Origin of the sequence: Micromonospora sp. L31 (assembly GCF_052068075.1) — a bacterium.
Classification (GTDB): Bacteria; Actinomycetota; Actinomycetes; order Mycobacteriales; family Micromonosporaceae; genus Micromonospora; species Micromonospora purpureochromogenes.
On sequence record NZ_JBQHDC010000011.1, the window covers coordinates 61,783 to 83,925 of the forward strand.

The 22,143-nt window shown below is 74.4% G+C and carries 23 protein-coding genes and 1 tRNA gene; 9 read left to right on the plus strand and 15 right to left on the minus strand.

Features of this window, described 5'->3' with window-relative positions:
- Positions 1–97 precede the first annotated feature (97 nt).
- The gene (locus ACTMS9_RS25295; RefSeq protein ID WP_441142730.1) at positions 98–2,230 is read left to right on the plus strand and encodes a transglycosylase domain-containing protein; all 2,133 of its coding nucleotides are present in this window, start codon (positions 98–100) and stop codon (positions 2,228–2,230) included.
- Positions 2,231–2,404: 174 nt separating this feature from the next.
- Here the strand turns inward: ACTMS9_RS25295 and ACTMS9_RS25300 are convergent, their stop codons facing one another.
- Complete coding sequence (locus tag ACTMS9_RS25300; RefSeq protein WP_154942393.1) at positions 2,405–2,974, minus strand: GNAT family N-acetyltransferase; 570 nt, start codon at positions 2,972–2,974, stop codon at positions 2,405–2,407.
- Positions 2,971–4,338, minus strand: coding sequence for a cobyrinate a,c-diamide synthase (locus ACTMS9_RS25305; RefSeq protein WP_441166180.1), 1,368 nt, complete (start codon positions 4,336–4,338; stop codon positions 2,971–2,973). The genes ACTMS9_RS25300 and ACTMS9_RS25305 overlap by 4 nt, the downstream gene beginning before the upstream one ends.
- Positions 4,339–4,510: 172 nt before the next feature.
- Here ACTMS9_RS25305 and ACTMS9_RS25310 point away from each other — a divergent pair, with 172 nt between their 5' ends.
- Complete coding sequence (locus tag ACTMS9_RS25310; RefSeq protein ID WP_441166181.1) at positions 4,511–5,326, plus strand: SURF1 family cytochrome oxidase biogenesis protein; 816 nt, start codon at positions 4,511–4,513, stop codon at positions 5,324–5,326.
- An 86-nt stretch (positions 5,327–5,412) separates the two neighbouring features.
- Positions 5,413–6,201, plus strand: a complete 789-nt coding sequence (locus ACTMS9_RS25315) for a hypothetical protein (RefSeq protein ID WP_441166182.1) — start codon at positions 5,413–5,415, stop codon at positions 6,199–6,201.
- A gap of 18 nt (positions 6,202–6,219) precedes the next feature.
- Here the strand turns inward: ACTMS9_RS25315 and ACTMS9_RS25320 are convergent, their stop codons facing one another.
- The 4 genes from ACTMS9_RS25320 to ACTMS9_RS25335 form a co-directional block, all read right to left on the minus strand.
- Positions 6,220–7,803 carry an ATP-dependent DNA ligase gene (locus tag ACTMS9_RS25320; RefSeq protein ID WP_441166183.1) on the minus strand — a complete coding sequence of 528 codons (1,584 nt, stop codon included), beginning with the start codon at positions 7,801–7,803 and terminating at the stop codon, positions 6,220–6,222.
- 146 nt (positions 7,804–7,949) lie between these two features.
- A complete protein-coding gene (locus tag ACTMS9_RS25325) occupies positions 7,950–8,156 on the minus strand; it encodes a hypothetical protein (protein WP_088975693.1) in 207 nt (68 codons plus the stop codon).
- Positions 8,157–8,233: 77 nt separating this feature from the next.
- Positions 8,234–9,586, minus strand: coding sequence for a dipeptidase (locus ACTMS9_RS25330; RefSeq protein ID WP_441143977.1), 1,353 nt, complete (start codon positions 9,584–9,586; stop codon positions 8,234–8,236).
- Between the two features lie 36 nt (positions 9,587–9,622).
- The gene (locus tag ACTMS9_RS25335; protein WP_441142742.1) at positions 9,623–10,369 is read right to left on the minus strand and encodes a uridine kinase family protein; all 747 of its coding nucleotides are present in this window, start codon (positions 10,367–10,369) and stop codon (positions 9,623–9,625) included.
- Between the two features lie 179 nt (positions 10,370–10,548).
- On the opposite strand from ACTMS9_RS25335, the gene ACTMS9_RS25340 reads away from it, so the two are divergent.
- Positions 10,549–10,950 carry a rhodanese-like domain-containing protein gene (locus ACTMS9_RS25340; protein ID WP_154942725.1) on the plus strand — a complete coding sequence of 134 codons (402 nt, stop codon included), beginning with the start codon at positions 10,549–10,551 and terminating at the stop codon, positions 10,948–10,950.
- Positions 10,951–11,088: 138 nt separating this feature from the next.
- On the opposite strand, the gene ACTMS9_RS25345 is transcribed toward ACTMS9_RS25340, so the two are convergent.
- The 3 genes from ACTMS9_RS25345 to ssb all read right to left on the minus strand — a co-directional run bounded on the left by ACTMS9_RS25345 (position 11,089) and on the right by ssb (position 14,595).
- Positions 11,089–12,633, minus strand: coding sequence for a cobyric acid synthase (locus ACTMS9_RS25345; protein ID WP_441166184.1), 1,545 nt, complete (start codon positions 12,631–12,633; stop codon positions 11,089–11,091).
- Positions 12,630–13,715 (minus strand): cobalamin biosynthesis protein, encoded by a 1,086-nt coding sequence (locus ACTMS9_RS25350; RefSeq protein ID WP_441166185.1) that lies wholly within the window; start codon positions 13,713–13,715, stop codon positions 12,630–12,632. Before ACTMS9_RS25350 ends, ACTMS9_RS25345 begins: the two co-directional genes overlap by 4 nt.
- A 139-nt stretch (positions 13,716–13,854) precedes the next feature.
- Positions 13,855–14,595 (minus strand): single-stranded DNA-binding protein, encoded by a 741-nt coding sequence (gene ssb, locus ACTMS9_RS25355; RefSeq protein WP_441166186.1) that lies wholly within the window; start codon positions 14,593–14,595, stop codon positions 13,855–13,857.
- Positions 14,596–14,949: 354 nt separating this feature from the next.
- Here ssb and ACTMS9_RS25360 point away from each other — a divergent pair, with 354 nt between their 5' ends.
- Complete coding sequence (locus ACTMS9_RS25360) at positions 14,950–15,372, plus strand: HPF/RaiA family ribosome-associated protein (RefSeq protein ID WP_441166187.1); 423 nt, start codon at positions 14,950–14,952, stop codon at positions 15,370–15,372.
- A gap of 96 nt (positions 15,373–15,468) precedes the next feature.
- Positions 15,469–16,524: an alpha/beta hydrolase gene (locus tag ACTMS9_RS25365; protein ID WP_441166188.1), complete on the plus strand. Its 1,056-nt coding sequence runs from the start codon at positions 15,469–15,471 to the stop codon at positions 16,522–16,524.
- A 7-nt stretch (positions 16,525–16,531) separates the two neighbouring features.
- Here the strand turns inward: ACTMS9_RS25365 and ACTMS9_RS25370 are convergent, their stop codons facing one another.
- Positions 16,532–17,224 (minus strand): hypothetical protein, encoded by a 693-nt coding sequence (locus ACTMS9_RS25370; protein ID WP_441166189.1) that lies wholly within the window; start codon positions 17,222–17,224, stop codon positions 16,532–16,534.
- A gap of 148 nt (positions 17,225–17,372) precedes the next feature.
- Between ACTMS9_RS25370 and ACTMS9_RS25375 the strand changes: the two genes are divergently transcribed.
- Positions 17,373–17,448: transfer RNA gene (locus tag ACTMS9_RS25375), tRNA-Arg, on the plus strand.
- A 68-nt stretch (positions 17,449–17,516) separates the two neighbouring features.
- On the opposite strand, the gene ACTMS9_RS25380 is transcribed toward ACTMS9_RS25375, so the two are convergent.
- On the minus strand, positions 17,517–17,750 hold the full coding sequence (locus ACTMS9_RS25380; protein WP_257028134.1) for a GntR family transcriptional regulator: 234 nt from the start codon (positions 17,748–17,750) through the stop codon (positions 17,517–17,519).
- A gap of 177 nt (positions 17,751–17,927) precedes the next feature.
- Between ACTMS9_RS25380 and ACTMS9_RS25385 the strand changes: the two genes are divergently transcribed.
- A complete protein-coding gene (locus ACTMS9_RS25385; protein WP_441142753.1) occupies positions 17,928–18,455 on the plus strand; it encodes a hypothetical protein in 528 nt (175 codons plus the stop codon).
- A 217-nt stretch (positions 18,456–18,672) separates the two neighbouring features.
- Here ACTMS9_RS25385 and ACTMS9_RS25390 read toward each other — a convergent pair whose 3' ends face one another.
- The 4 genes from ACTMS9_RS25390 to ACTMS9_RS25405 form a co-directional block, all read right to left on the minus strand.
- Positions 18,673–18,951 (minus strand): hypothetical protein, encoded by a 279-nt coding sequence (locus ACTMS9_RS25390; protein WP_441166190.1) that lies wholly within the window; start codon positions 18,949–18,951, stop codon positions 18,673–18,675.
- A 160-nt stretch (positions 18,952–19,111) separates the two neighbouring features.
- The gene (locus tag ACTMS9_RS25395) at positions 19,112–19,681 is read right to left on the minus strand and encodes an N-acetyltransferase (protein WP_441166191.1); all 570 of its coding nucleotides are present in this window, start codon (positions 19,679–19,681) and stop codon (positions 19,112–19,114) included.
- A 115-nt stretch (positions 19,682–19,796) separates the two neighbouring features.
- The gene (locus ACTMS9_RS25400; RefSeq protein WP_441166192.1) at positions 19,797–20,693 is read right to left on the minus strand and encodes an aminoglycoside phosphotransferase family protein; all 897 of its coding nucleotides are present in this window, start codon (positions 20,691–20,693) and stop codon (positions 19,797–19,799) included.
- Positions 20,694–20,771: 78 nt separating this feature from the next.
- Positions 20,772–21,422 (minus strand): VOC family protein, encoded by a 651-nt coding sequence (locus ACTMS9_RS25405; RefSeq protein ID WP_441142761.1) that lies wholly within the window; start codon positions 21,420–21,422, stop codon positions 20,772–20,774.
- Between the two features lie 98 nt (positions 21,423–21,520).
- Between ACTMS9_RS25405 and ACTMS9_RS25410 the strand changes: the two genes are divergently transcribed.
- Positions 21,521–22,060 carry a DUF4240 domain-containing protein gene (locus ACTMS9_RS25410; RefSeq protein ID WP_441166193.1) on the plus strand — a complete coding sequence of 180 codons (540 nt, stop codon included), beginning with the start codon at positions 21,521–21,523 and terminating at the stop codon, positions 22,058–22,060.
- The last annotated feature ends 83 nt before the right edge of the window (positions 22,061–22,143 follow it).

Below are 22,143 nucleotides of genomic sequence, written 5' to 3' on the forward strand. Positions count from 1 at the left end.
GCGGATCCCAACGTGGGTCGCGTCACCGCCCGGCGACAGTCTCGCCCGTTTATGAATTCTTCTCATTTCCGAATCGGAAATGTCATAACTTGACCCTGTGAGCAACCGACCCCTTGCTGCCGCTGGTCGTACCGTTCCGCTCCTCCGCGCCGGGCTCATCGCCGGCATCGTCGTCGCCGCCGTGGCCTACCCGTTGGCCGCGTTCACCGGCCTCGGCGCCAAGGCCACCGCCCACGCGGTGGAGCAGAAGACGAGCATCCTGCGCACCGCGCTGCCGGCCGAGACGTCGTACCTCTACGCCCCCGACGGCAAGACGATCCTGACCATGTTCTACGAGGAGTACCGGCAGTACACGAAGCTGTCGGACATGTCGCCGAACATCCAGCAGGCGATCGTCGCCGCCGAGGACAACCGCTTCTACCAGCACCACGGCGTCGACCCGAAGGGCGTCGCCCGCGCCTTCGTGGCCAACGCCCGCTCCAGCGGCGTCTCCCAGGGCGCCTCGACCCTGACCATGCAGTACGTCCGGATGGCGCTGCGGGACAGCGCCAAGACGCCGAAGGAGGTCCAGGAGGCCACCCAGCAGACCAGCCTGCGCAAGGTCAAGGAGATGCGGATGGCCCTGGACATCGAGAAGGAGCTGACCAAGGAGGAGATCCTGGAGCGCTACCTCAACTCGGCGTACTTCGGCCACCGGGCGTACGGCATCTACGCCGCCGCGCAGATCTTCTTCTCCAAGACCCCGGCCACCCTCACCCCGGTCGAGGCGGCCACCCTCGCCGGGCTGGTCAAGTCCCCCTCCGAGTACGACCCGATCACCTCGGACCAGAAGGACGCCACCGGCCGGCGCAACTACGTGCTCGACCGGATGGCCCAGCTCGGCTACCTCTCCCCGGACGCCGCGGCCGCGGCCCGGTCCGAGCCCATCCGGACCCGGGTGACGACCCCGGCCAACGACTGCACCTCACTGCCAAGCAAGTACCAGACCTGGGGCTTCGCCTGCGACTACGTCAAGAACTGGTGGAGCGCGCAGCCCGCGTTCGGCGAGAACCGGCTGGAGCGGATGGACAAGCTGCGCCGGGGCGGCTACCGGATCGTGCTCAGCCTCGACCCGAAGATCCAGTCGGCGGCGGAGAAGAACGTCGGCGCGAAGGACGGCGTCGGCAGCCCCTTCGCCAACGGCATCGTGGTGGCCGAACCGGGCACCGGCCGGGTGAAGGCGATGGCGGTGAACCGGACGTACTCACTGGACCTCAGCGAGAACCCGTCCAGCTCCAACCCGGAGGCCGGCCCCAAGGTCAAGGCGAACTACCCGAACACGGTGGCGCCCCTGCTCGGCGGCGGCAGCCTCCCCGGCTACCAGGCCGGATCGACGTTCAAGATGTTCCCGATGCTCGCCGCGCTGGACGCCGGGATGCCGCTGTCCACCGAGTACAACTCGCCGCACCGGTACCAGTCGAGGGTCTACGACGGCTGGGCCCCGTCCAACGCCAGCGGGGCGATGACCGGCCGGCAGACCATGTGGTCCGGCTTCGGCAAGTCGGTGAACACCTACTTCGTCCAGCTGGAGGAGCAGATCGGCGCGGACAAGGGGGTTCGGCTCGCCGAGCAGCTCGGGCTGCGCTGGCGTACCGACGTGGACCGGGACCACGCCTCCCCGGCCAAGGCCAAGAAGTGGGGCGCGTTCACCCTGGGCGTCTCCGACGCCACCCCGCTGGAGCTGGCCAACGCGTACGCCGCGATCGCCGCCGACGGGCGGTACTGCGAGGCGATGCCGGTCATGTCGATCACCAACCGGGACGGCACGCCGGCGACGTACCGGACGGCGTCCGGCATCCAGCGGGAGGTGGCCAAGCCGCGCTGCCGGCAGGTGGTGAGCGCGGACGCGGCCCGGGCCGCCACCGACGCCGCCCGCTGCCCGACCGGGGACACCCCGGCGAAGGGCAGTTGCGGGGGCTGGTCGACGGCGGACAGCGTCCGGGGCACGGTGGGCCGCCCGGTGGCCGGCAAGACCGGTACCACGGACAGCACCCGGTCGGCCTGGTTCGTCGCCTACACGCCCGAACTGGCGGCGGCGAGCTTCATCGCCGACCCGGACAACCCGTTCAACGCGGTGGGTGACGGCCAGTCCCAGGTCCCCGTCGTCGCGGTCGCCCAGACGCTGCGCGACGGCCTCAAGGGCACGGCTCCCCGCCAGTTCACCCCACCGTCGGACCGCATCGTGGGGTGAGACCGGCCCGCCCGCCCGGATGACCGGGAGCGCTGCGTCAGGAACGGTGCGGTTCCTGGCGCAGCGCTTCTGTCCGCCCCGCTGGGCCAGGGTCGACGGCCGGCGCGGTCATGGGCGCCGGCCCCGCTCACCGGCCGGCGGGTCGCGGGGCGGCTGCGGTGGCGGGCGGGGCGTTCAGTGCAGGTCGGCGGCGACCAGGGACCAGAGTTCCAGGTCGACCCGGGCGCCCCGGACGAAGCCGGCGTTGCGCAGCAGGCCCTCGTAGCTGAAGCCGGCCTTCTCCGCGACCCGGCGCGACGCCACGTTGCCCGGGGCCACCCGCAGCTCGACCCGCTGGAAGCCGTGCTCCAGGATCAGCGCGATGGCCAGCGCGTCCACCGCCTCGGCGGCCAGCCCGAACCCACGGGCGTGCGGGGCGAGGGCGTACGACACCTCGGTGAGCCGGGCGCCCCAGTCCGTGCGCCGGGTCCACAGGCAGCCGACCACCCGGGCGTCCTCCCGGCGCACCACCGCGTAGTGGTCGCCGTCGCCGCTGTCGCGCCGCTGCCGGGCCAGATCCGTGCACCAGGCCGGCCCGTCGATCTGCCCGTTGGCGTCGGCCAGCGGCAGCCAGCGCTGGGTCTGCCGGTCGGCGAAGACCTCGTCGACCGCGTCGGCGTCCGCCGCCCGCAGCTGGCGCACCTCCGTACGCGGGGTGGAGACGGTCAACGCCGGGAAGCGGCGGACGGCCACCTGCCCGATCACGCCGGTGCTCCGACGCCCTCGGCAATCCCGGCCGCCGACACCAGTCGGGTCGCGATGGCCGGATCGGCCGCCCAGTGCAGGCCCAACTGCGAGGCGTGCACGCCCCGCCAGACGAAGCCCTCGGGAGCGCCGCCCTCCCAGCTCCACGCCGGGCGCTCACCGGCCCGGGGGGTGAGCACCGCGCTGTGCTGCTTGTAGCCGACCACGGCCGCCCCGGCCTCGGCGACCACGCTGGCGGTGCGGGCGGTCGCCTCGCGGTAGCCGACGACCAGGCCGTCGCGGCTGGCGCCGATCGCGTCCAGCACCCCGCACATCGGCCGGCCGTCCAGCTCGCGGGCCAGCCAGAGCAGGCCCGCCCCCTCGGCGAGCACCGGGCGGCCGGTGCGGGCCAGCTCGGCCACGGCGATGCAGAGCCGGCGGTTGGCGGAGAGTTCGGCGGCGGACGACTCGGGCAGGCCGGCGCCGACCACAAGCGCCCGGGTGCCGGCGGGCAGCGCCTCGTCGCGCAGCGGGTCGACGGTGACCACCTCGGCGCCCGCCGCGCGCAGCAGCTCGGCCGTCTCGGCGTAGCTGTAGCTGCCGCCCGGGCCACCGGCCAGCGCGACCAGCGGGCGGCCCTCGACCGGGGCGGCCGGCGACGGCGACCACGGCTCGACCGGCAGCGCGGGCGCGGAGCGGGCCAGCGCGAGCAGCCGGTCCAGCTCGACGGTGCCGGCCACCGCCTCGCCGAGGCGCCGCACCGCGCGGGTTGCCTCGGCGTCGCCGCCGACCACCGGCAGCACGCCGTGCCGCCGGGCCGGCAGCACCGCGGGCAGCTCGTGCCGGCGCAGCGCGCCGTAGACGGGGACGTCGACGTCGTCGAGCGCCTGCCGCAGCATCGCCTCGTGGCGTGGGGACGCGACCTGGGTGAGGATCACCCCGCCGAGCCAGAGCTGATCGTCGTAGGAGCGGAAGCCGTGCACCAGGGCGGCCACCGACTGCCCCATCGCCGCCACGTCCACCACCAGCACGACCGGGCTGCGCAGGGCGGTGGCCACGGCGGCCGTGGACTCCGCATCGGGGCGCCCGGCGACCGAGTCGTACAGCCCCATGGTGCCCTGGACCACGGCCAGCTCGGCGCCGGCCGCGCCGTGCGCGAAGAGCGGGCCGAGCCGGTCCGCGCCGACCAGCCTCGCGTCGAGGGTGCGCCCGGGTCGACCGGCGGCGAGGCCGAGGTACGCGGCGTCGACGTGGTCCGGGCCGACCTTGAAGCCGGCGACGGCCAGGCCCCGTTCGGCGAGGGCGGCGAGCAGCCCGATGGCCAGCGCGTTGGTGCCGTGTCCGGAGGACGGCGCGCTGAGCACGAGGCGCGGCACGGCGGTCATCATCGACTCCTCGCGGGCGACGGGTGGTGGCAAGCGGACGACCGGGAAGATCTCCGACCGGAGATCCGCTCGCGTGACCATACCCGCCCAGACCGACACGTGCGGCCGCCGACCGGTCGGCGCACCGGGCCGTCGCGGTCGGTGGTCCCGGTCATACGGGTAGCCTCGTGGCGTGTACCGGTTCCTGCTGACCCCACGCTGGCTGGGCATCCTCGCGCTGACCCTGGTCGCCGCCGCGGTGATGGTGCTGCTGGGCAACTGGCAGCTGGACCGCTACGAGCAGCGCACGGCGGTCAACGAGCGCATCGACGCCGGCAGCCGCGGCACCCCCGCGCCGCTGCGCGACGCGCTGCCCGCACCCACCGGCGCGGCGGGCTCGGTCGGCCCGGCCCCCGCCGAGCGGGTCGAGTGGAGCCGGGTCACCGCCACCGGCCGGTACGACGCCACGAACGTGGTCCTGATCCGTGGCCGGACGGTCGACAGCAAGGTCGGATTCGAGGTGCTCGCCCCGCTGGTGCTGACCGACGGCACGGCCGTACTGGTCGACCGGGGCTGGGTCCCGCCCGCGCCGGGCGGCGCGATGGCCATGCCGCAGGTGCCCGCCCTGCCGACCGACGAGGTGACGGTGGTCGGCCGGGTGCACCCCACTGAGTCCGGCGGGGCCGGCGTGGACCGGCGCGACGGCCGGCTGGAGACCCGCCGGGTCACCGTCGACAAAATCGCCCGCGAGCTGCCGTACCCGGTGCACGGGGCGTACCTGCTGCTGGACGAGCAGACCCCGGCGAACGACCCGGCGTTCCGCGCGGTGCCGATCGGGCACGCCAACAACTGGCAGAACTTCGGCTACGTGATCCAGTGGTGGCTCTTCGCCGCGATGTCACTCTTCGGCTACGGCTGGGTCGCCCGCCGGGAGGCCCGGCGGGCGGCGGGGCTGGACGCGCCGAAGGGGCCGGTCGACCGGGCAGCGGAACCCGTCACCCCGGCCTGACGGCGCGATCGGCGGTCTCCTCAGCCCGACGAAACCGGACACTCGGGCGGGCCACGGGACAGCGGAGGACGTTGTAGTGTCCGCCCGTGATCAACGAGCCGGCGACCCCTGATCCCACCACCGCCCGGTCGGAGCCGGCGACGGCGGCGTACCCGGCCTACGACCCGTGGAGCGCCATGCCGCCCTCGGACGCCCCGCCGGTCACCGCCCAGTTCTCCGCGCCGCCGGCACCGCACACCGCACCCACCGCGCGGTTCCCCGCGCCGCATTCCGCCGGCCCGATCGCGCCGTACCCCGCCGCCCCGACCGCGCCGTACGCCATGCCGCCGGCGGGACCCGTCGCGCACGTACCCTCGCAGTCGCCGCCGACCGCGCAGCTGCCCGTGGCGTACTCCGCGCCGCCCGCGACGGCGCGGTTCTCCGCGCCGCCGGCCCACTTCTCGGCGCCGTCGGCGCCGTTCCCGGTGCCGGCCCAGTTCTCCGCGCCGGCGCTGCTGCCCGCCGGCTACCCGCCGGCCCGGCCGGACGTGGTGGCGGTGCAGATCGGCGAGATCGTGGTCACCCCGCCGGTGATCCGGACGCCGACCGGGGTGCTGCCGCTGGCCGGCGCGTCCTGGCAGGTGACGGACTTCTGGCAGAAGGAGGAGAAGATCGCCACCTGGGCGCTGGTCTGCGCCATCGTGGGCTTCTTCTGCCTGACCTTCTTCAGCCTGCTCTTCCTGCTGGTCAAGGAGACCCGGCACCACGGCACGGTCCAGGTGACGGTCGTCAACGGGGCACACCAGTACGTGGCCCGCATCCCGGTGATGGACCAGGGCCAGGTGCAGCACATCAACAACCAGGTGAACTACGCCCGGTCGCTGTCGACGTTCTGATCCCGGCGGCGGCGCGGGTCAGCCGCCGGCCCGCCCGGCGTGGATCGCCCGAACCATGTCGATGGTGTCCGCCTCGGCGGCGGACTTGTCCTCGCGGTAGCGCACCACCCGGGCGAAGCGCAGCGCCATCCCGCCCGGGTAGCGGGAACTGGTCTGCACCCCGTCGAAGGCGATCTCGACCACCTGCTCGGGGCGGACCCGGACCACCCAGTCGCCGCGCTCGACCGCCAGCGACAGGAACCGCTCGGTCTGCCAGCGCAGCAGCTCGTCGGTGAGGCCCTTGAACGTCTTGCCGAGCATCACGAAGTCGCCGGTGCGCGGATCCCGCGCGCCGAGGTGCAGGTTGGAGAGCCAGCCCTGCCGCCGGCCGCTGCCCCACTCCACCGCCAGCACCACCAGGTCGAGAGTGTGCCGGGGCTTGACCTTCACCCAGGCCGCGCCGCGCCGGCCGGCGTCGTAGGGCGCGTCCGGCGCCTTCACCACGACGCCCTCCTGGCCGGCGTCGACGGCGGCGGCGAAGGCCACGCCGGCCCGCTCGGCGTCCTCCACCTCCATCCGCCCGACCAGCAGCGACTCGTCGACGGCGCCGGCCAACGCCGCCCACCGTTCCCGGCCGGGCCGGTCGATCAGATCCTCGCCGTCGATGTGCAGCAGGTCGAAGAAGTACGGCGTCAGCACCGTCTCGCCGGTCGTCTGGGCGGCGGCGAGCACCGCCGGGGCGACCGGAGCGCCGCCGGTGGTGCTCGGCGTGGTGCGGCGGGCGGCCCGGCTGGAGGTCTGCTGGAACGGCAGCGGGCGGCCGGTGGCATCCAGCCCGATGGCCTCCCCGTCGAGCACCAGCTCGCGGGCGGGGAGCGCGCGCACGGCGGCGACCACCTCGGGGACCCGGGCGGTGCACTCGTCGAGGCTGCGGGTGAAGACGGCGATGTCGTCGCCGGAGCGGTGCACCTGGATCCGGATGCCGTCGAGCTTGACGTCCACCACCGCCGGTACGCCGGTGGCGTCGAGCGCCGCGTCGACCGACGGGGCGCTCTGCGCCAGCATCGGGGCGAGCGGCCGGCCGACCTGGAGCCCGAACTCGGCCAGCGCGGCGGCGCCCCCGGAGAGCGCGGCGACCGCCACCGCGCGCAGGTCGCCGGCGAGCAGCAGGGCCCGGCGGACGGCGGCGACCGGCACCTCGGCGGCCCGGGCGATGGCGTCGGCGAGCAGCCCCGCCTGGGCACCCTGGCGCAGCTCTCCGCTGAACAGCCCGACCAGCAGCCGCTGCTCGTCGGCGGTCGCGGCGGCGAAGAGCGCGCCCAGCAGCTCCCGCCGGCGGGCCTGCGAGCCGGGGCCGCTGACCGCCGCGATCCGGTCGACCGCCGCGTCCACGGCGGCCACGGTCAGGGACGGCTCGGCGGCCGGTGCGGGCAGGTCGCGCAGGGCGGCCCAGCCGACGCCGGTCTGCCGCTGGCGCAGCTCGCCGGCGAGGTAGCCGGAGCCGGCCGGCACCTCGGCCGGGTCGAGCGCCCGCAGCGCGGCGGCGAGCAGCTCCACCTTGGCCCGCCGGCCGCTGGTGGCGCCGACCGCCGCGGAGGTGGCTGCCAGGTCGAGGAACCGCACGCCCTCATCCTGCCAGCCACCCCCGACACCACCCGGGCATTGCCGTGCCCGGGCCGTCCTGGTGGGCGGCGCGGGTCAGAGGCTGTCGGGAAGCCCCGGGGCGAGCGAGGCGGAGTCCAGCCGGCGCGAGGTTTCCCGACGGCCTCTCAGGCGGAGACGGGCTCCTCGATGCGCAGGCCCCGGGCCCGCACCTCGTCGGCGACCCGGGAGAGGACGCCGTCGAGGGCGACCAGCGCGGCCGAGAGCTCGCCGAGCTGTTCCTTGAGCGTGTCCTCGGGCCACGCGGAGACGTCGACGTCCCCCAGAGCACTCACGGCGGCTTCGAGCCGCGCCATCACGTCGTTCGTACGCATGTTCGAAAGGCTATAACAGCCCTGCGCCCGACACACCGCAAACTCCGACATCGGCCCCGAAGTTACGGTTCCGTCACCTAATCGACCTGGCGTCCCGCCTCGGCCACCCGGGCCAGCAGCAGCGCCTCGGCCAGGCAGACCCGGGCGAACTCGCCCAGGTGCAGGCTCTCGTTCGGGCCGTGCGCCCGCGCGTGCGGGTCCTCGACGCCGGTGACCAGGATCGCCGCCCGCGGGAACATCTCCTGGAAGGTGGCGATGAACGGGATGGAGCCGCCGACGCCGATGTCCACCGGGTCGGTGCCGTCCCAGGCGGTGCGGAAGGCGCCCCGGGCGGCGTCGAACATCGGCCCGGAGGCGTCGATGACGCAGGGGTCGCCGTCGTGCTCGAAGGTGACCGTCACCCGGGCGCCCCACGGCGCGTGCTTCTCCAGGTGGGCGCGGAGCGTGTCGTACGCCCGCTTCGGGTCGTCGCCCGGCGCCAGCCGTACGCTCAGCTTGGCCTTGGCCGACGGGACCAACGCGTTCGGCGCCTCGCCGGTGGCCGGGGCGTCGATGCCGAGCACCGCCAGCGCGGGCTTGGTCCAGAGCCGGTCGGTGATCCGGCCGGTGCCGAAGAGCGCGGCCCCCTCGACCAGCCCGGCCTCGGCGCGGAACCGGTCCTCCGGGTAGTCGACGCTGGCGCCCTCCCGCCCGACGAGACCCTCGACGGCCACGTCACCGGCGTCGTCGTGCAGGGTGGCCAGCAGCCGGACCAGCGCGGTCAGCGCGTCCGGCACCGCGCCGCCGAACATGCCGCTGTGCACCGCGTGGTCGAGGGTGCGCACCTCGACGAAGCAGTTGACGATGCCGCGCAGCGAGGTGGTCAGCGCCGGCACGCCGATGTCCCAGTTGGTGGAGTCGGCGATCACGATCACGTCGGAGGCGATCTCGTCGCGGTGCTCGGCGAGCAGCCGCTCCAGGGAGTCGGAGCCGTACTCCTCCTCGCCCTCGATGAAGAGGACCACGCCGACCGGGAGCTGGTCGCCGAAGGCGCGCAGCGCCGCGACGTGCGCCATGATGCCGGCCTTGTCGTCGGCGGCGCCCCGGCCGTAGAGGCGGCCGTCCCGCTCGACCGGCTCGAACGGGTCGGACTCCCAGAGCGACAGGTCGCCGACCGGCTGCACGTCGTGGTGGGCGTACAGCAGGACGGTGGGCGCCCCGGGCGGCGCCGGCTTCGTCCCGATCACCGCCGGCTGGCCGCCGGAGCGCACGATCCGGGTGTCGAGGCCGCAGCCGCGCAGCAACTCCGCGACCGCCTCGGCGGAGCGCTCCACGTGCGAGTGGTCGAAGCCCTCGAAGGCGATGCCGGGGATGCGGACGAGTCGTTCCAGATCGGCGCGGACACCGGGCAGTTCACGCTCGACGGCGGCCCGCACCTCGGACTCGGACATGATCGGTGTGGTCATGACCGGCATCGTATGACGGCCTTACCCCGGCGCACCTCGCGAGGCCGCGTCGCCGCAGCTCGCGGGGTGGCGCACGAGGTAGCGCGCGGCGTCGTGCGGCAGCGCCGGCGCGCCGTCGACCACCAGGTCCGCGTGCGCGAACGTGCGGTCGGCGGCGAAGTGCGCGCGTTCCCCGGCGTGCCAGCGACGCAGCTCCGGCAGGATCTGCGGGCCGTCGCGGTCCAGCGCCCGGGCCCGCCGCAGCGGCGCCGGGGCGGTGACGAACACCGCCAGGCTCAGCTCGGGGCGGATCGCCGCCCGCGCCGCGCTCACCCCCTCCACCACCAGCACCGGCGCGACCGGCACCGGCACCGCCCGGGGCAGGAAGCCCCGCCGCACCCAGCTGTAGCGCTGGTACGCCCCGGGTTGCCCGGCCCGCAGCGGCGCCAGCACCCGCTCCTCCAGCCGGGACCAGAAGGTGAACTGGTCGTCCCACCCGTCGAGCAGGTCGTCGGTGTGCACCACCGGTGGCCGCTCGCCGCCGGGCAGCGCGGCGAGGGCGTCCGCGAGGCGCGCGGCGAACACGCTCTTGCCCGCGCCGCTCGGCCCGTCGACCGCCACCAGTCGGGTACGCCCCAGCCGCGCCGGCCGGGCCAGCACCCGGCGGGCCAGCGCCGCGTACGCCTCCACCACCGCCACCCGCGGCCGGCCGGGCTCCTCGCCGGCGTCCTCCCGGTCTCCCGGCACCCGGCCGGGAACCTCGCCGGCGTCCTCCCGGTCTCCTGTCACCCGGCCGACGCTAGCGCCGCCGGGAGCCGCGCGAACGCCCGGCCCGGTGGCCGTCTGCCCTGGTCGCGCCGGGTAATCGCGGTGTTGTCCCCCGTGAGCCTGGTTCCGTCTTCCGCCCGGCCGTTTCGCCCGGCGGTCGCTCCGGTGACCGGCATGATCTGGATGTGCTGCATGACGTGATGAGTCCGGGCGTGGACGCCCTGCTGGAACAGGCCCGTGCCGGGCTGCGCCGGCTGAGTCCGCAGGAGACGGTCGAGGCGGTGCGGGCCGGTGCCCTGCTGGTCGACACCCGTACCGAGTCGCAGCGCCGCGAGCAGGGCGAGCTGCCCGGCGCGGTCGTCATCGACCGGACGGTGCTGGAGTGGCGGCTGGACCCGGCGAGCGAGTGGCGCATCCCCGAGGCGACCGGGTACGACCGGGAGATCGTCGTGGTGTGCCGGCAGGGCTACGCCTCCAGCCTCGCGGCGGCGAGCCTGCAGGCGCTGGGGCTGCGCAACGCGACCGACATGATCGGCGGGGTGCAGGCGTGGCGGGAGGCGGGGCTGCCGTTCTCCGACGAGCCCGCCGACATCCGCCCCTGACCGGGCCGCGCCAGTCGGGCCGGGCCGCGCCCGCTCAGCGATGTCGGCGAGGTTGCGGTATCCCAGCGAACGGGATACCACCACTTCCCCCCGTAACCGGTGTCGATCAGGCGGCGGCGCGGCCGGTTCCCGGGATGATCAGGTCGCCGGCGGGGCGCCGGGCGGGATGAACGGCAGGTCGGCCGGCGCGCCGGTCTCGACCAGCCGCCACAGCGCGTCGGTGTCGAGGTGTTCCTCGACGAGGTCCCCCAGCAGGTCGAGCGAGCGCTCGCGGGCGGCGGCGAAGGCGGTGTCCGGCGCCACCCGGAAACCGTGCCGCCCGGCGGTCCGGGCCACCTCGGTGAGGAACCGGCGGCGGAACTCGTCGGACTCGAACGCGCCGTGCCAGTGGGTGCCGTACACCGCGCCGAGCCGCGCGCCCTCGCCGTCGCCGTCGGCGTAGGTCAGGAGCGGGGGCAGGCCCGGGTCGGCGGTCGAGACGTACCCGTGGTGGATCTCGTAGCCGCGCACCGGGACGCCACCGGCGGCGGTGCCCACCGCCTGCCGGACGGTCTTGCGCCGGTCGAAGGTGATCTCGACGGGGAGCAGGCCCAGCCCGGGGACGGTGCCCCGGCGGCTCTCCACCGGGTCGTGGATGGCCCGGCCGAGCATCTGGAAGCCGCCGCAGATGCCGAGCAGCGGCCGGCCGGCGGCGGCGTGCGCGGTGACGGCGTCGGCGAGGCCGGTCTCGCGCAGCCAGGCCAGGTCGGCGACGGTGGACTTGGAGCCGGGCAGGACGATCAGGTCGGCGGCGGCCAGTTCGGCGGGCTCGACGGTCAGCCGGACCCGCACGCCCGGCTCGGTGGCGAGCGCCTCGACGTCGGTGGCGTTGCTGATCCGGGGCAGCCGGACCACGGCGACGTCCAGCCAGTCGGTGCCGCGTGGCGCGGCGGGCCGGCCGAGCACCCGCCCATACGCGAGCGAGTCCTCGGCGTCGAGCCAGAGGTCGAGGTGCCAGGGCAGCACCCCGTACGTCGGGCGGCCGGTGACCCCCCGCAGCATGTCCAGCCCCGGTTGGAGCAGCCCCAGGTCGCCCCGGAACTTGTTGATCACGAAGCCGGCGACCAGCGCCTGGTCGGCCGGGTCGAGCAGGGCGACGGTGCCGAACATCGAGGCGAACACCCCGCCCCGGTCGATGTCGCCGACCACGATGGTGGGCAGGCCGGCGTGCCGGGCCAGGCCCATGTTGACGTAGTCGCCGGCCCGCAGGTTGATCTCGGCCGGGCTGCCGGCGCCCTCGCAGATCACCACGTCGTACGCCTCGCGCAGCTCGGCCAGGGCCGCGTACGCGGTCTCGGCGAGCTTCGGCCGCAGCTCGCGGAAGTTGCCGGCGGTGACGGTGTCGACGGCCTCGCCGAGCAGCACCACCTGGCTGGCCAGGTCGCTGCCGGGCTTGAGCAGCACCGGGTTGAACCGCAGGTCGGGGGCGAGCCCGCAGGCAGCGGCCTGCATCGCCTGGGCGCGGCCGATCTCGCCGCCGCGGCCGTCTGGGCCGACGACCACCGCGGAGTTGTTGGACATGTTCTGCGCCTTGAACGGGGCCACCGCGACCCCCCGACGGTGCAGCCAGCGGCAGATGCCGGCGGTGAGCACGCTCTTGCCGGCGTCGGAGGTGGTGCCGGCGACCAGCAGCCCGCCGCTCACCGTCCACTCCCCCGGCCCGCCCCGGCGTCGACCACGCGCCGGGCGGCGACCGCCGGGCCGACCGGTCGCCGGTCCGTGGTGGGGGCGAACCGTGGACGCAGTGCGCGCAGCGTCCGCCGGCCGGCGGCGTCCACCAGCCGGCCGACGGTCAGCGGGTAGGTCGCGGCGAGGGCGAGCGCGGCCAGCCCGACGGCGCCGGAGATCCGGGCGGCCCGCCGGAGGTGCCGCGCCTCGGGGCGGGGGCCGTCGCCGAGGAACGGCCGCACCTCGGAGCGACCGAAGTACACGTTTCGCCCGCCGAGCCGAACGCCGAGGGCACCGGCCATCGCCGCCTCGCACTGGCCGGCGTTGGGGCTGGGGTGGTCGTCGCGGTCGCGGCGCCAGACGTGCCAGGCGCGGGCCCGGTCGCCGTGCGCAGTCGGGGCGAGGGCGACGGTGAACAGCCCGGTCAGCCGCGCCGGCACCAGGTTGAGCCCGTCGTCGAGGCGGGCGGAGGGGGTGCCGAAGCGGGCGTAGCGGGGCGAGCGGTGGCCGACCATGGCGTCGAGCGTGTTGGCCGCGCGGTAGCCGAGCAGGCCGGGCAGGCCGGCGACCGCTCCCCAGAGCAGCGGGGCGACCACCGCGTCGGAGGTGTTCTCGGCGACCGACTCGACGGTGGCCCGGGCCAGCTCGGACTCGTCGAGCGCGGACGGGTCCCGCCCGCAGAGGTGGCCCAGGCGGCGCCGGGCCGCCGGCAGGTCGCCGCCGCGCAGGGCGGACCCCATCACGTCGGCCTCGTGCCGCAGGGTGCGCCCGCCCAGCACCGACCAGGTGCCGGCGGCCACGAGCAGGCCCCGCAGCACCGGGTGCCGCCGGGTCGCCACGGTGGCGGCGGCACCGAGCAGCACCGGCGCGCCGACGGCGAGCGTGGTGAAGACGGTGCCGGCGGCCCGGTCGGGGCGGTAGACCCGCCGTTCCAGGGCACCGGCCGCGCGGCCGTAGCCGGCCACCGGGTGCCAGCGACGCGGGTCGCCGAGCAGGGAGTCCAGGGCGTACCCCGCCACCAGCCCTGCCGCGTTCGCCGCGGCGGTCGCCTGACGCACCTCGCACCACCTCCGGCCGGCCAGCCTAGCCGTACGGCGGGGTGACCGACGCCGCCGTCGCCACCCCGCCCCCGTCCGTACACCCCGTCGGGCCGCAGCGGAGCCACCCCTGCGCGGCTCACCGCTCCGGCCCGCCCGGTCAGGCCGGCACCGGCACCCGGCCGCGCCCGCGCCGACCCCGCCCGGCCGGCGCGACGGCGGTCTCCTCCGGTGCGGCGTCCAGCTCGTCCTCCCCGGCGCCCTGTTCGCCGTCCCCCGGCACCGGGGCCAGCTCATCGCCGGACACCGGAGCGTCGTCGCCCTCCTCGTCGAACGGGTCGGTGAGCTCCGCCAGGCCGGTGCCGGGAACGTCGTGGCCGGCACCGGGCACGGCGAAGCCGGAGAACTCGAAGTCCTCGTCGAACGGCCGGTCGTCCGGCGCGGCCGGCGCCTGCTCGTGCGGCACCGGCTCGGTCGGCTCGCCCTGCACCCGGCCGGCCGCCTCGGCGTCCTCGACGGTGCTGGTGGCCATGGTCGGCTTGTTGCGCAGGAACCGGGCCCGCCCGCGGGACAGGTCGTGCCCGACGGCGACCGCCTCCAGCTCGTAGAGGGTGCGGTGGTTGCCCGCGTCGTCGGTCCAGTCGCGGGTGTAGAGGCGGCCGGCCACCACCACCGGGTCGCCGACCATCACCGAGGCCGCCACCCCCTCGGCCAGCTTGCGCCAGCAGTTGACCCGGACGCGGAGGCTGTTCCCGTCCACCCACCGGCCGCTGTCCCGGTCGAGCCGGCGGGCGGTCGAGGCGACCTTGAAGTTGGCGACCAGCGTCTTGCTCTGCGTGGTGCGGCGCCACTCGGGGGCCGTCAGAACATTACCGACAATTGTTACATAGGTATCGAACATTGTCCCCTCCCAGGGGTTCAGGGCCTGCCGTGGCGAGTCGACTCGGTGCCGAGCCTGGCCGGGTAGGCGCCACGGGGCGAGCGGCCGGACCGGGGTTGTGGACGACGGGAGGGGCTGTGGACAACGACCTGATCAAGGTCCCGGTCTGCTAGGGGCCGAGCATGCCTGGGTGGCCGTACCGGGTGTGACCAGGATCGGAAGGCGGGGTCGCCCGGCGTGGGAACGGCTCCGGCTGGGTATGGATTTGATCAACCGAGAGCCAGCACGGCACGAGGTTCGATGAGAAAGGTCAGTGACGATGATTCTCAGCTCGCGTACCACCGGCCCCGTCCGCACCGAGCGGGAGGTGCGGCGATGAGCGCGGTGACCAACCCGGCGACCGTTGCCGAGTGCCTGCGCGTCGGCGCCGGCTTCTCCCAGGGCGACCGGAACTGGATCGTGGAACAGTTCGCGACCCTGGACGCGCGGCTGGCCGCGTTCCACGCCGACGCCACCGAGCTGGAGGTGTCGGTGAAGGACCGCGAGGCGCGCGGGCAGAAGGTCACGCTGGAGTGCTGGATCGCCGGTCGGCAGAAGATCGTCACCACCTCCAGCGAGGAGGACCTGCGCGCGGCGCTCCACGACGTCCGCGACGACCTGCGCCGGCGGCTCAACGACGCCAAGACGCGGCAGGAGCCCCGGCACAACAAGCACGTCCGGGAGATCGGCCAGCCGGGCCGCGACCAGGTGGCCGACGCCGACGCCGACCTCGAACGGGTCGACGCAGAGACGGCCTGAGCCACGCGTCGACCGTCCTCGTCCGACCGGTGCGGTCGGACGGGGACGGCAACGGGGGGCTACCGCCCGGTAGCTTCCGGGCGTACCGTCGCCTTCGTGGAACCGGACGTGCTGGGGCCGCCGTACGAGCGGCAGACGATCGACCTGGGCGCCGACGACGAGGGACCGGTGGTCGCCACCCTGGTCCGGCGGCGTGCCGAGCGCCCCACCGGGCGGGCCGTGCTCTACGTGCACGGCTTCGTCGACTACTTCTTCCAGACCCACGTCGCCGACTTCTTCGCCGAGCGCGGCTGGGACTTCTACGCGCTCGACCTGCGCAAGTACGGTCGCAGCCTGCTGTCGCACCAGACCCCGAACTTCTGCCGCGACCTCGGCGACTACTTCCCCGAGCTGGACGCCGCCGCGAAGATCATCCGCGAGGACGACGGGCACGACACCCTGCTCGCCATGGGCCACTCCACCGGCGGCCTGATCCTCTCGCTCTGGGCGCACGCCCGACGCGACGCCGGTCTGGTCGACGGGCTCTTCCTCAACAGCCCGTTCTTCGACATCAACGCCCCCTGGCTGGTCCGTCGACCCCTCGCGGCCGCCGTCTCCCGGCTGGGCCGCCGCGCGCCGCAGCGCGTCCTCCCCTTCGGCCTGGGCACCGTGTACGGCGAGAGCCTGCACGCCGAGCACCGCGGCGAGTGGACGTACGACCTGGCCTGGAAGCCGCTCGCCGGGTTCCCCGTCCGGGCCGGCTGGATCAATGCCATCCGCACCGCCCAGCGGCAGTTGCGCGCCGGGCTGGAGATCCCGGTGCCCGTGCTGCTGGCCTGCTCGACCCGCAGCTTCAAGGGCACCAAGTGGCACGACGCCGCGGCCCTGGCCGACGCCGTCCTCGACGTCGAGCACATGGTGCGCTGGGCGCCCCGGCTCGGTCGCCACGTCACCCTGGCCCGCTTCGACGGCGGCCTGCACGACCTGACGCTCTCCGGCCCCGCCGTACGCGAAAAGGTCTTCGCCGAGGTCGGGCGGTGGGCCGAGGCGTTCCTCGGCGCGGGCCCGACGAGCGCCGGCCCCGAGCCGACGGACCCGGCCGGCGCCGCGGTCCCGGGCAGCCGGGAGCCGGCCGCGGACACCGCACCGGCGGGGACGCCGCAGGCCGGCTGAGCGGCGCTCAGCCGCCGGTCGGCAGCTCGGCGGCGATCCGGTCGAAGGTGGCCACCCGGTGGCCGCCCTCGCCGGGCAGCACCAGGCCCAGGCAGCGCAGCCCGACCTCGCCCGCCGGGTCGGCCTGCACGCCGAAGACGGGCGCGCCGACGTACCCGGCGGGCAGCTCGCCGGTGATCCGCAGGCCGTCGCCCGCGCGGACGGCCCGCTCGACCGCGACCTCCAGCGGCCGCGATCCGTCGTCGCGGACACCCAGCGCCAGCACGATCGCGGTGACCGGCTCCGCGCCGATCCGGGCGACGTCGTCCGCGCCGGCCGCGACCGCGTCCGGCACCGGTTGGGTACGCCAGCCCCAGCCCTGCCCGGCCGCCCGCTCGTGCAGCTCGGCGGTGGGCAGCACCGCCACCCCGAGATCGGGCAGGTGCGCCCACCGGCCGGTGAAGTGCGGCAGGACCAGCGCGTCGGGGGCCACCCCGGCGGGCTCGGTGACGCTCGGCCGCAGCCCGACCTCGCCGGCCTCGACCCGGGTCACGACGTCGGCGGTGAGCAGGTACTCCCCCGTCGCGTGCGCGAAGAAGAACGCGGTGCCGGCGGGCCCGTCGTCGGCCGGCCCGGCGGGGCGGACCGGCAGGATCGCGCGCCCCAGGAGCTGGCACAGCTCGTAGGCGACCTCGTTCTCGGCGTCCGGTTCCAGCAGCACAAACCGAGGGTACGGGGCGCGCCCGGCCGGAACCCGGATGACCGGACGAGCGACGGCGTGCGACGCTGATCACCGCGCCGCAGCGGGCACCCGTTCCCCCGCGGCCCGGGGGTGCGGCGGTACCCTCTTGGCGCGACACGCACGCCGCGCGCCCGTAGCTCAGCGGATAGAGCAGGGGACTTCTAATCCCAAGGCCGCAGGTTCGAATCCTGCCGGGCGCACCACTGTCACCAGCGGAAACGCTGATCAGGCTGATCTTCGACATAGCCCGGTACAACCGCGTCAGCCGTGGTCAACCCTGCTCGGCAACGAAGGTGCCCCGCGCGTGAACGGTGACGACCAGGCCCCTGTCGCGCAGCTCGCGCATGGCCATCCGCACGGTGCCTCGGGCAACGCCGTAGGTCTGCTGCAAGTGCAGTTCGCTCGGCAACGGCTGCCCGGGAAGGAGCTTGCCCTCTTCGATCTGCTTGGCAAGCAGATCTGCCAACTGCCGGTAGAGCGGCACATTGGACAGCGGGCTCGTCATGGGCGAGAGCGTAGGCACGCACATGATCTGTACGTGTTCGGGGTTGTCCAGACTCTAGACGTCTAGTCACTAGACGTACATGGACTGTACGTTTGTCGTGGCCAGAACAGAGGCGGCCCCCGACCAGCGATTGCGCCGCTGATCGAGGGCCTTGATCGCCTAGCTAGGAGGCGACCCGTGAGCACCCTACCCACCCTGCCCATCTGCGGAGAGCCCGCGACGGTCCGCATCGAGCTGTACACCGCCTACTCCCTGGACGCCTGCGCGTACACCTGCCCCGCGCACACCACCCACGCCACCGCCCTAATCGCCCGCGCCGGGCTGGACGCCCATCCGGTCGGCCTGGCACCCGACGTGGCTCGGCCCTGCGGCTACGTGCACGTCTACGCGACCGGCACGCTTGCCGAGCCGGCCGACCAGGGCCACCCGCGCTGGTGCGACCGGACCGACTGCCAGCGCCGAGGCGAGCATCGCTCCCGCGCCCGGCACGTGAACACCAACCGGCCGGAGACGTTCATCGTTGACGTGGCCCTCGTCCAGGCTCTGCACCCGGCCGCCGAGCCGATGGTGAACCTGACCAGTGTGGAAGGCAGCGCCGCGGCCAGCCTCGTCCTGTCGATCGGGCAGGCGCGCGTACTGCGGTACCGGCTGGCCCACCTGCTCGGCATGGCCAAGGCAGGCCCCAACGGCGGGCGTTGGGTGTAGTCCCCACACACGCACAGCAGAACGGGCCGCCTACCTTGCTGGTGGGCGGCCCGTTGCCGGTACATGGCCGGGAAGCAGTAGCGGGCCTACGCCGCCTCGCTCTCATCCACCGCCTGCTGGGCACCGGCGGCGCGGCGGCGCGGAGTTTCCTGGCCTCGTCCACGGCCACCCGATCGACATAGCCCCAGAAGTAATGGGCAAGGTCACGCCCGTTCAACTACTCCTTCAGGTATCCCGTGGCGGGATCGATCTCAGCGAGGAAGTTCCGGATGGCCTCCTCGATCTCAGGCAGCGTCATTGCGTAGCCGTCAGCTCTGGTGATCCCGAAGCCGTATTCGTGCGGCCCGCTGAGCCAGTCGAAGTCGTACCCGCCGGGCGTCTCGGCACGCTGACGGATGCGAAAGTTCTGCCCGTCGACCGTCATCACGATCGGATCCTCGGCGTAACGGGGTTTCGTGTGCTCGGGCGCGAGGCCGGGCTCCGGTTCGGTTGACATGCCTGCTCCTTCCTCCGCCACCCGCCGGGCGCGCCATGGCGGGCATTCACGAGGCCTGGTTGAAGGCCCCTGTCTCGACTACGCGCACATCGTCCTTCACGTCCATGTGACGCTGCCCCGGCTAGGCCCCTACGTCACCGACGAGCCGGCGGGTTGACGCCTAGCCCGGATGCCGCATGATCCAAGTGGGCAGCGGCTCCGTGAAGGCGCGTACCACCTCCCAGCCGGCGCGGCCGTACACCTCGACGTTGTCGGGGTTGCTGGTCTCCAGGATCGCCGGCAGGTCGGCTGCGGCGGCGCGGAGCAGTCCGGCTGTCATGACGGCGTGGCCCCACCGGCGGCCGGCGTTCTGCGGGTGGGTACCCAGGACACCGAGGTACCAGTAGGGAGCGGCCGGCAGTGCCGCGTGCACGGCCTCGTCGTAGGCGTGGACGCGGGCCAGTGCGTCGGCGGGCAGTTGGGCGACGAGGTCGTCGTCCGGCCACTCGCTCTGCATCGCGGGAGGCTCCCAGATCGCGACAGATGCGCCGCGCTCGATCGTCCAGATCGTTTCCTTGCCCACCCGCTTGTCGAAGAGGTGCCCGAAGAAGGCGGCGGCGTACCGGGGATAGGTCGCCTCGTCGGGAAACAGGTACCGGAGGACGGGATCCTTGGTGAAGGCGGCGACCAGGGAGGCGATGACGCGTCCACGGTCTTCCGCGGTGGCGACGGTGATCTCAGGCGCGGTCACAGCGTCCGACCGTATCGCAGGCTGCTCGGACACAGCCGGCCGCACAGCCGATCGGACCCGGATTACGGCTGCCCGCCGGTGGAGGCCGTGCCGGCCAGGCAGGTGGACCGGGAGGTCAGTGCCGGTCGCCTAGGACCTGCGCCAGGGCGTGCGTGGCCTGCCGGACGATGCCGGGGTTGGTCTCCCAGTAGTAGGGCAGGGCCATCACGGCCTGGCACAGCGCCCAGCCACGCCCCCGTAGCCACGACGCGTCGTCGACGTCCAGTTCGGCGCGGAACCGCTCGCGGCTGGCGCCGGCGAACACGTTCCACGCCGGTTGCAGGTCGCAGGCGGGATCACCGACGTTGAGGCCGCCGAAGTCGATGACCGCCGACAGCCGGCCGTCGACGACGAGCAGGTTGCCCGGCAGCAGGTCACCGTGCACCCAGACCTCCGGGGCGTCCCATGCCGGGGCGTCGAGCGACTCCTGCCAGGATCGCAGGGTCGCCGTACCGTCGATCCGGTCGCCGAGCCGCGCGACCGCCCGCCGGACGCCCTCGTCGAGCTCCGCGAGCGGTGCGCCCCGCTTGCCGGGAAGGCGGGGGAAGGCGCCGGTGGTGTCGATCCGGCGCAGCGCGGCCACGAACGCGGCGAGATCGACCGCCGCCCGGTCCAGGTCGTCGATCGTGCCGTTCGCGTTCTCGCCCGGCAGCCACTCGCAGACCGACCAGTCGAAGGGATAGCCCTCGGCGGGACGCCCCATCGCCACCGGCACGGGCAGGGCCAGCGGCAGGTGCGGTGCGAGCTTCGGCAGCCACTCCGCCTCCTGGGCTGCCTGCCTGGTGGCCCAACCGATCCGCGGCAGCCGGACGACGAGGTGCTCACCGAGCCGGTAGATGTCGTGGTCGGTGCCGTACGACGGGACCCGCCGGATCGGCAGCCCGGCCCAGTGCGGGAACTGTCCGGCCAGGAGGCGACGGACCAGGTCGACGTCGGTCTCGATCTCGTCGGCGTGCATCTTGAGAGCGCTCATCGCGGCCATCCTCAGCGAACCGGGGTGAGCGCCGCAACCGAGTTGCCGGCGGGCCCCGCCGGGGCGGCTCGCCGACGTTCAGTCGCGGCCCAGCCAGGTGGCCACGCACGCTTCGTTGCCCTCAGCGTCGGCCAGCACCCACCACGTCGGGGCGTTCCGGTCGGTGACCAGGCGACCCCCGGCGGCGAGCGCCGCCGCGATACGCGCCTCGGCCTGGTCGTGCGGCACGGAGACGTCGACGTGCAGCCGGTTGCGCGCGGTGCGCCGGACGTCCATCTGCTGGAACCAGAACGAGGGCCCGTGGCCGTGCGGGTCGACGAGGTCCTCGGGCCCCTTGTCCCGGTAGCCGAGCAGGGCGCGCCAGAACGGCAGCACCTCGGGGATGACGAGGGCGTCGACGGCGACGTTGACCTGCTGGAGGGCGGCGGGGTCGGCGGGCACGTCCAGCTCGCGCGCCGCCTCGGAGATCTGCCGGGCCAGCGTGACGTCGCGTTCGCTGGGCCAGTCCACGTCGGGCGTCAGCAGCCGTACGGTCACGCCGTCGGGCCGCAGGTCGACATGGGGATGGTGGCCCGCTGCGTGGGCGAGCCCGCCGATCGCCGCCACCAGGGCGACGCCCCGGGCGAACGACCCGGTGCGGAAGTGCGCGCAGGTCGCGTGGAAGAGCATCCGCCAGTCCTCGACGCCGTCGAGCCGGTGGAACTCCCGCGGCCTGATCCGCCCGGTCACGGCCCCAATCTAGCCCCGTGGGCGTCCACCCGGCCGCCCGACGACGGCCGGCCGGAAGCGGCGGGCCGGTTGTCGGTCCGGCTCGCTACCCTCCGCCGGTGACCGACACCGCTGACGCGATCCAGGTGCCCACTGTGGAGGACGAGGCCCGCTTCTGGGCACTGGTCGAGGCCGCCTGGGAGCGGCTCGGCCCGGAGCCGGCGGCGCTGCGCCGGGCCCTGGCGACCCGCGACCCGGAGGCCGACGACGTCGACCCGTACGCGATCGACGACTGGCTCGACCCGTTCCTCGCCAATCTCCGGGCGCTCTGTGCCGAGCTGTCCGGCCGGGAGCTGACCGACCTCGACCGCGTGGTCGAGCGGAAGCTCCACGACATCGACCGGGAGGACGTCCACGAGGTGACCGACGGCTCCCACGACGGGTTCCTCTACTGCCGGGGCTGGATCGTCGCGCTGGGTCGGGCGTTCTACGAAGCCGTGCGCGCCGACCCGGGGATGGCCGTGCTGGACGCCGACTGCGAGGAAATGTGCTACTTCTTCGCCCACCTGCACGAGGAACGCTTCGGGGAGTGGCCCGACACCGGCTCCGGCATCTCGCGGGAGTCCACCAGCAACGCCGCCGGCTGGGCGGCGAGCTGACCGACGGTACGACGACCGGTCGCGAGACCGGGAGACCCGGCCAGGCCCCGGTGCGGACCCGCCGGGGCGGCGGCCGCGAACCG

Bases quoted from the DNA above. Each gene is read 5' to 3' on its own strand.
- ACTMS9_RS25305 (WP_441166180.1), bottom strand. From the start codon at position 4,338: ATGACCGCCGTGCCGCGCCTCGTGCTCAGCGCGCCGTCCTCCGGACAC.
- ACTMS9_RS25325 (WP_088975693.1), bottom strand. From the start codon at position 8,156: ATGCGTACGAACGACGTGATGGCGCGGCTCGAAGCCGCCGTGAGTGCT.
- ACTMS9_RS25330 (WP_441143977.1), bottom strand. From the start codon at position 9,586: ATGTCCGAGTCCGAGGTGCGGGCCGCCGTCGAGCGTGAACTGCCCGGT.
- ACTMS9_RS25340 (WP_154942725.1), top strand. From the start codon at position 10,549: ATGAGTCCGGGCGTGGACGCCCTGCTGGAACAGGCCCGTGCCGGGCTG.
- ssb (WP_441166186.1), bottom strand. From the start codon at position 14,595: ATGTTCGATACCTATGTAACAATTGTCGGTAATGTTCTGACGGCCCCC.
- ACTMS9_RS25360 (WP_441166187.1), top strand. From the start codon at position 14,950: ATGAGCGCGGTGACCAACCCGGCGACCGTTGCCGAGTGCCTGCGCGTC.
- ACTMS9_RS25380 (WP_257028134.1), bottom strand. From the start codon at position 17,750: ATGACGAGCCCGCTGTCCAATGTGCCGCTCTACCGGCAGTTGGCAGAT.
- ACTMS9_RS25390 (WP_441166190.1), bottom strand. From the start codon at position 18,951: ATGTCAACCGAACCGGAGCCCGGCCTCGCGCCCGAGCACACGAAACCC.
- ACTMS9_RS25400 (WP_441166192.1), bottom strand. From the start codon at position 20,693: ATGAGCGCTCTCAAGATGCACGCCGACGAGATCGAGACCGACGTCGAC.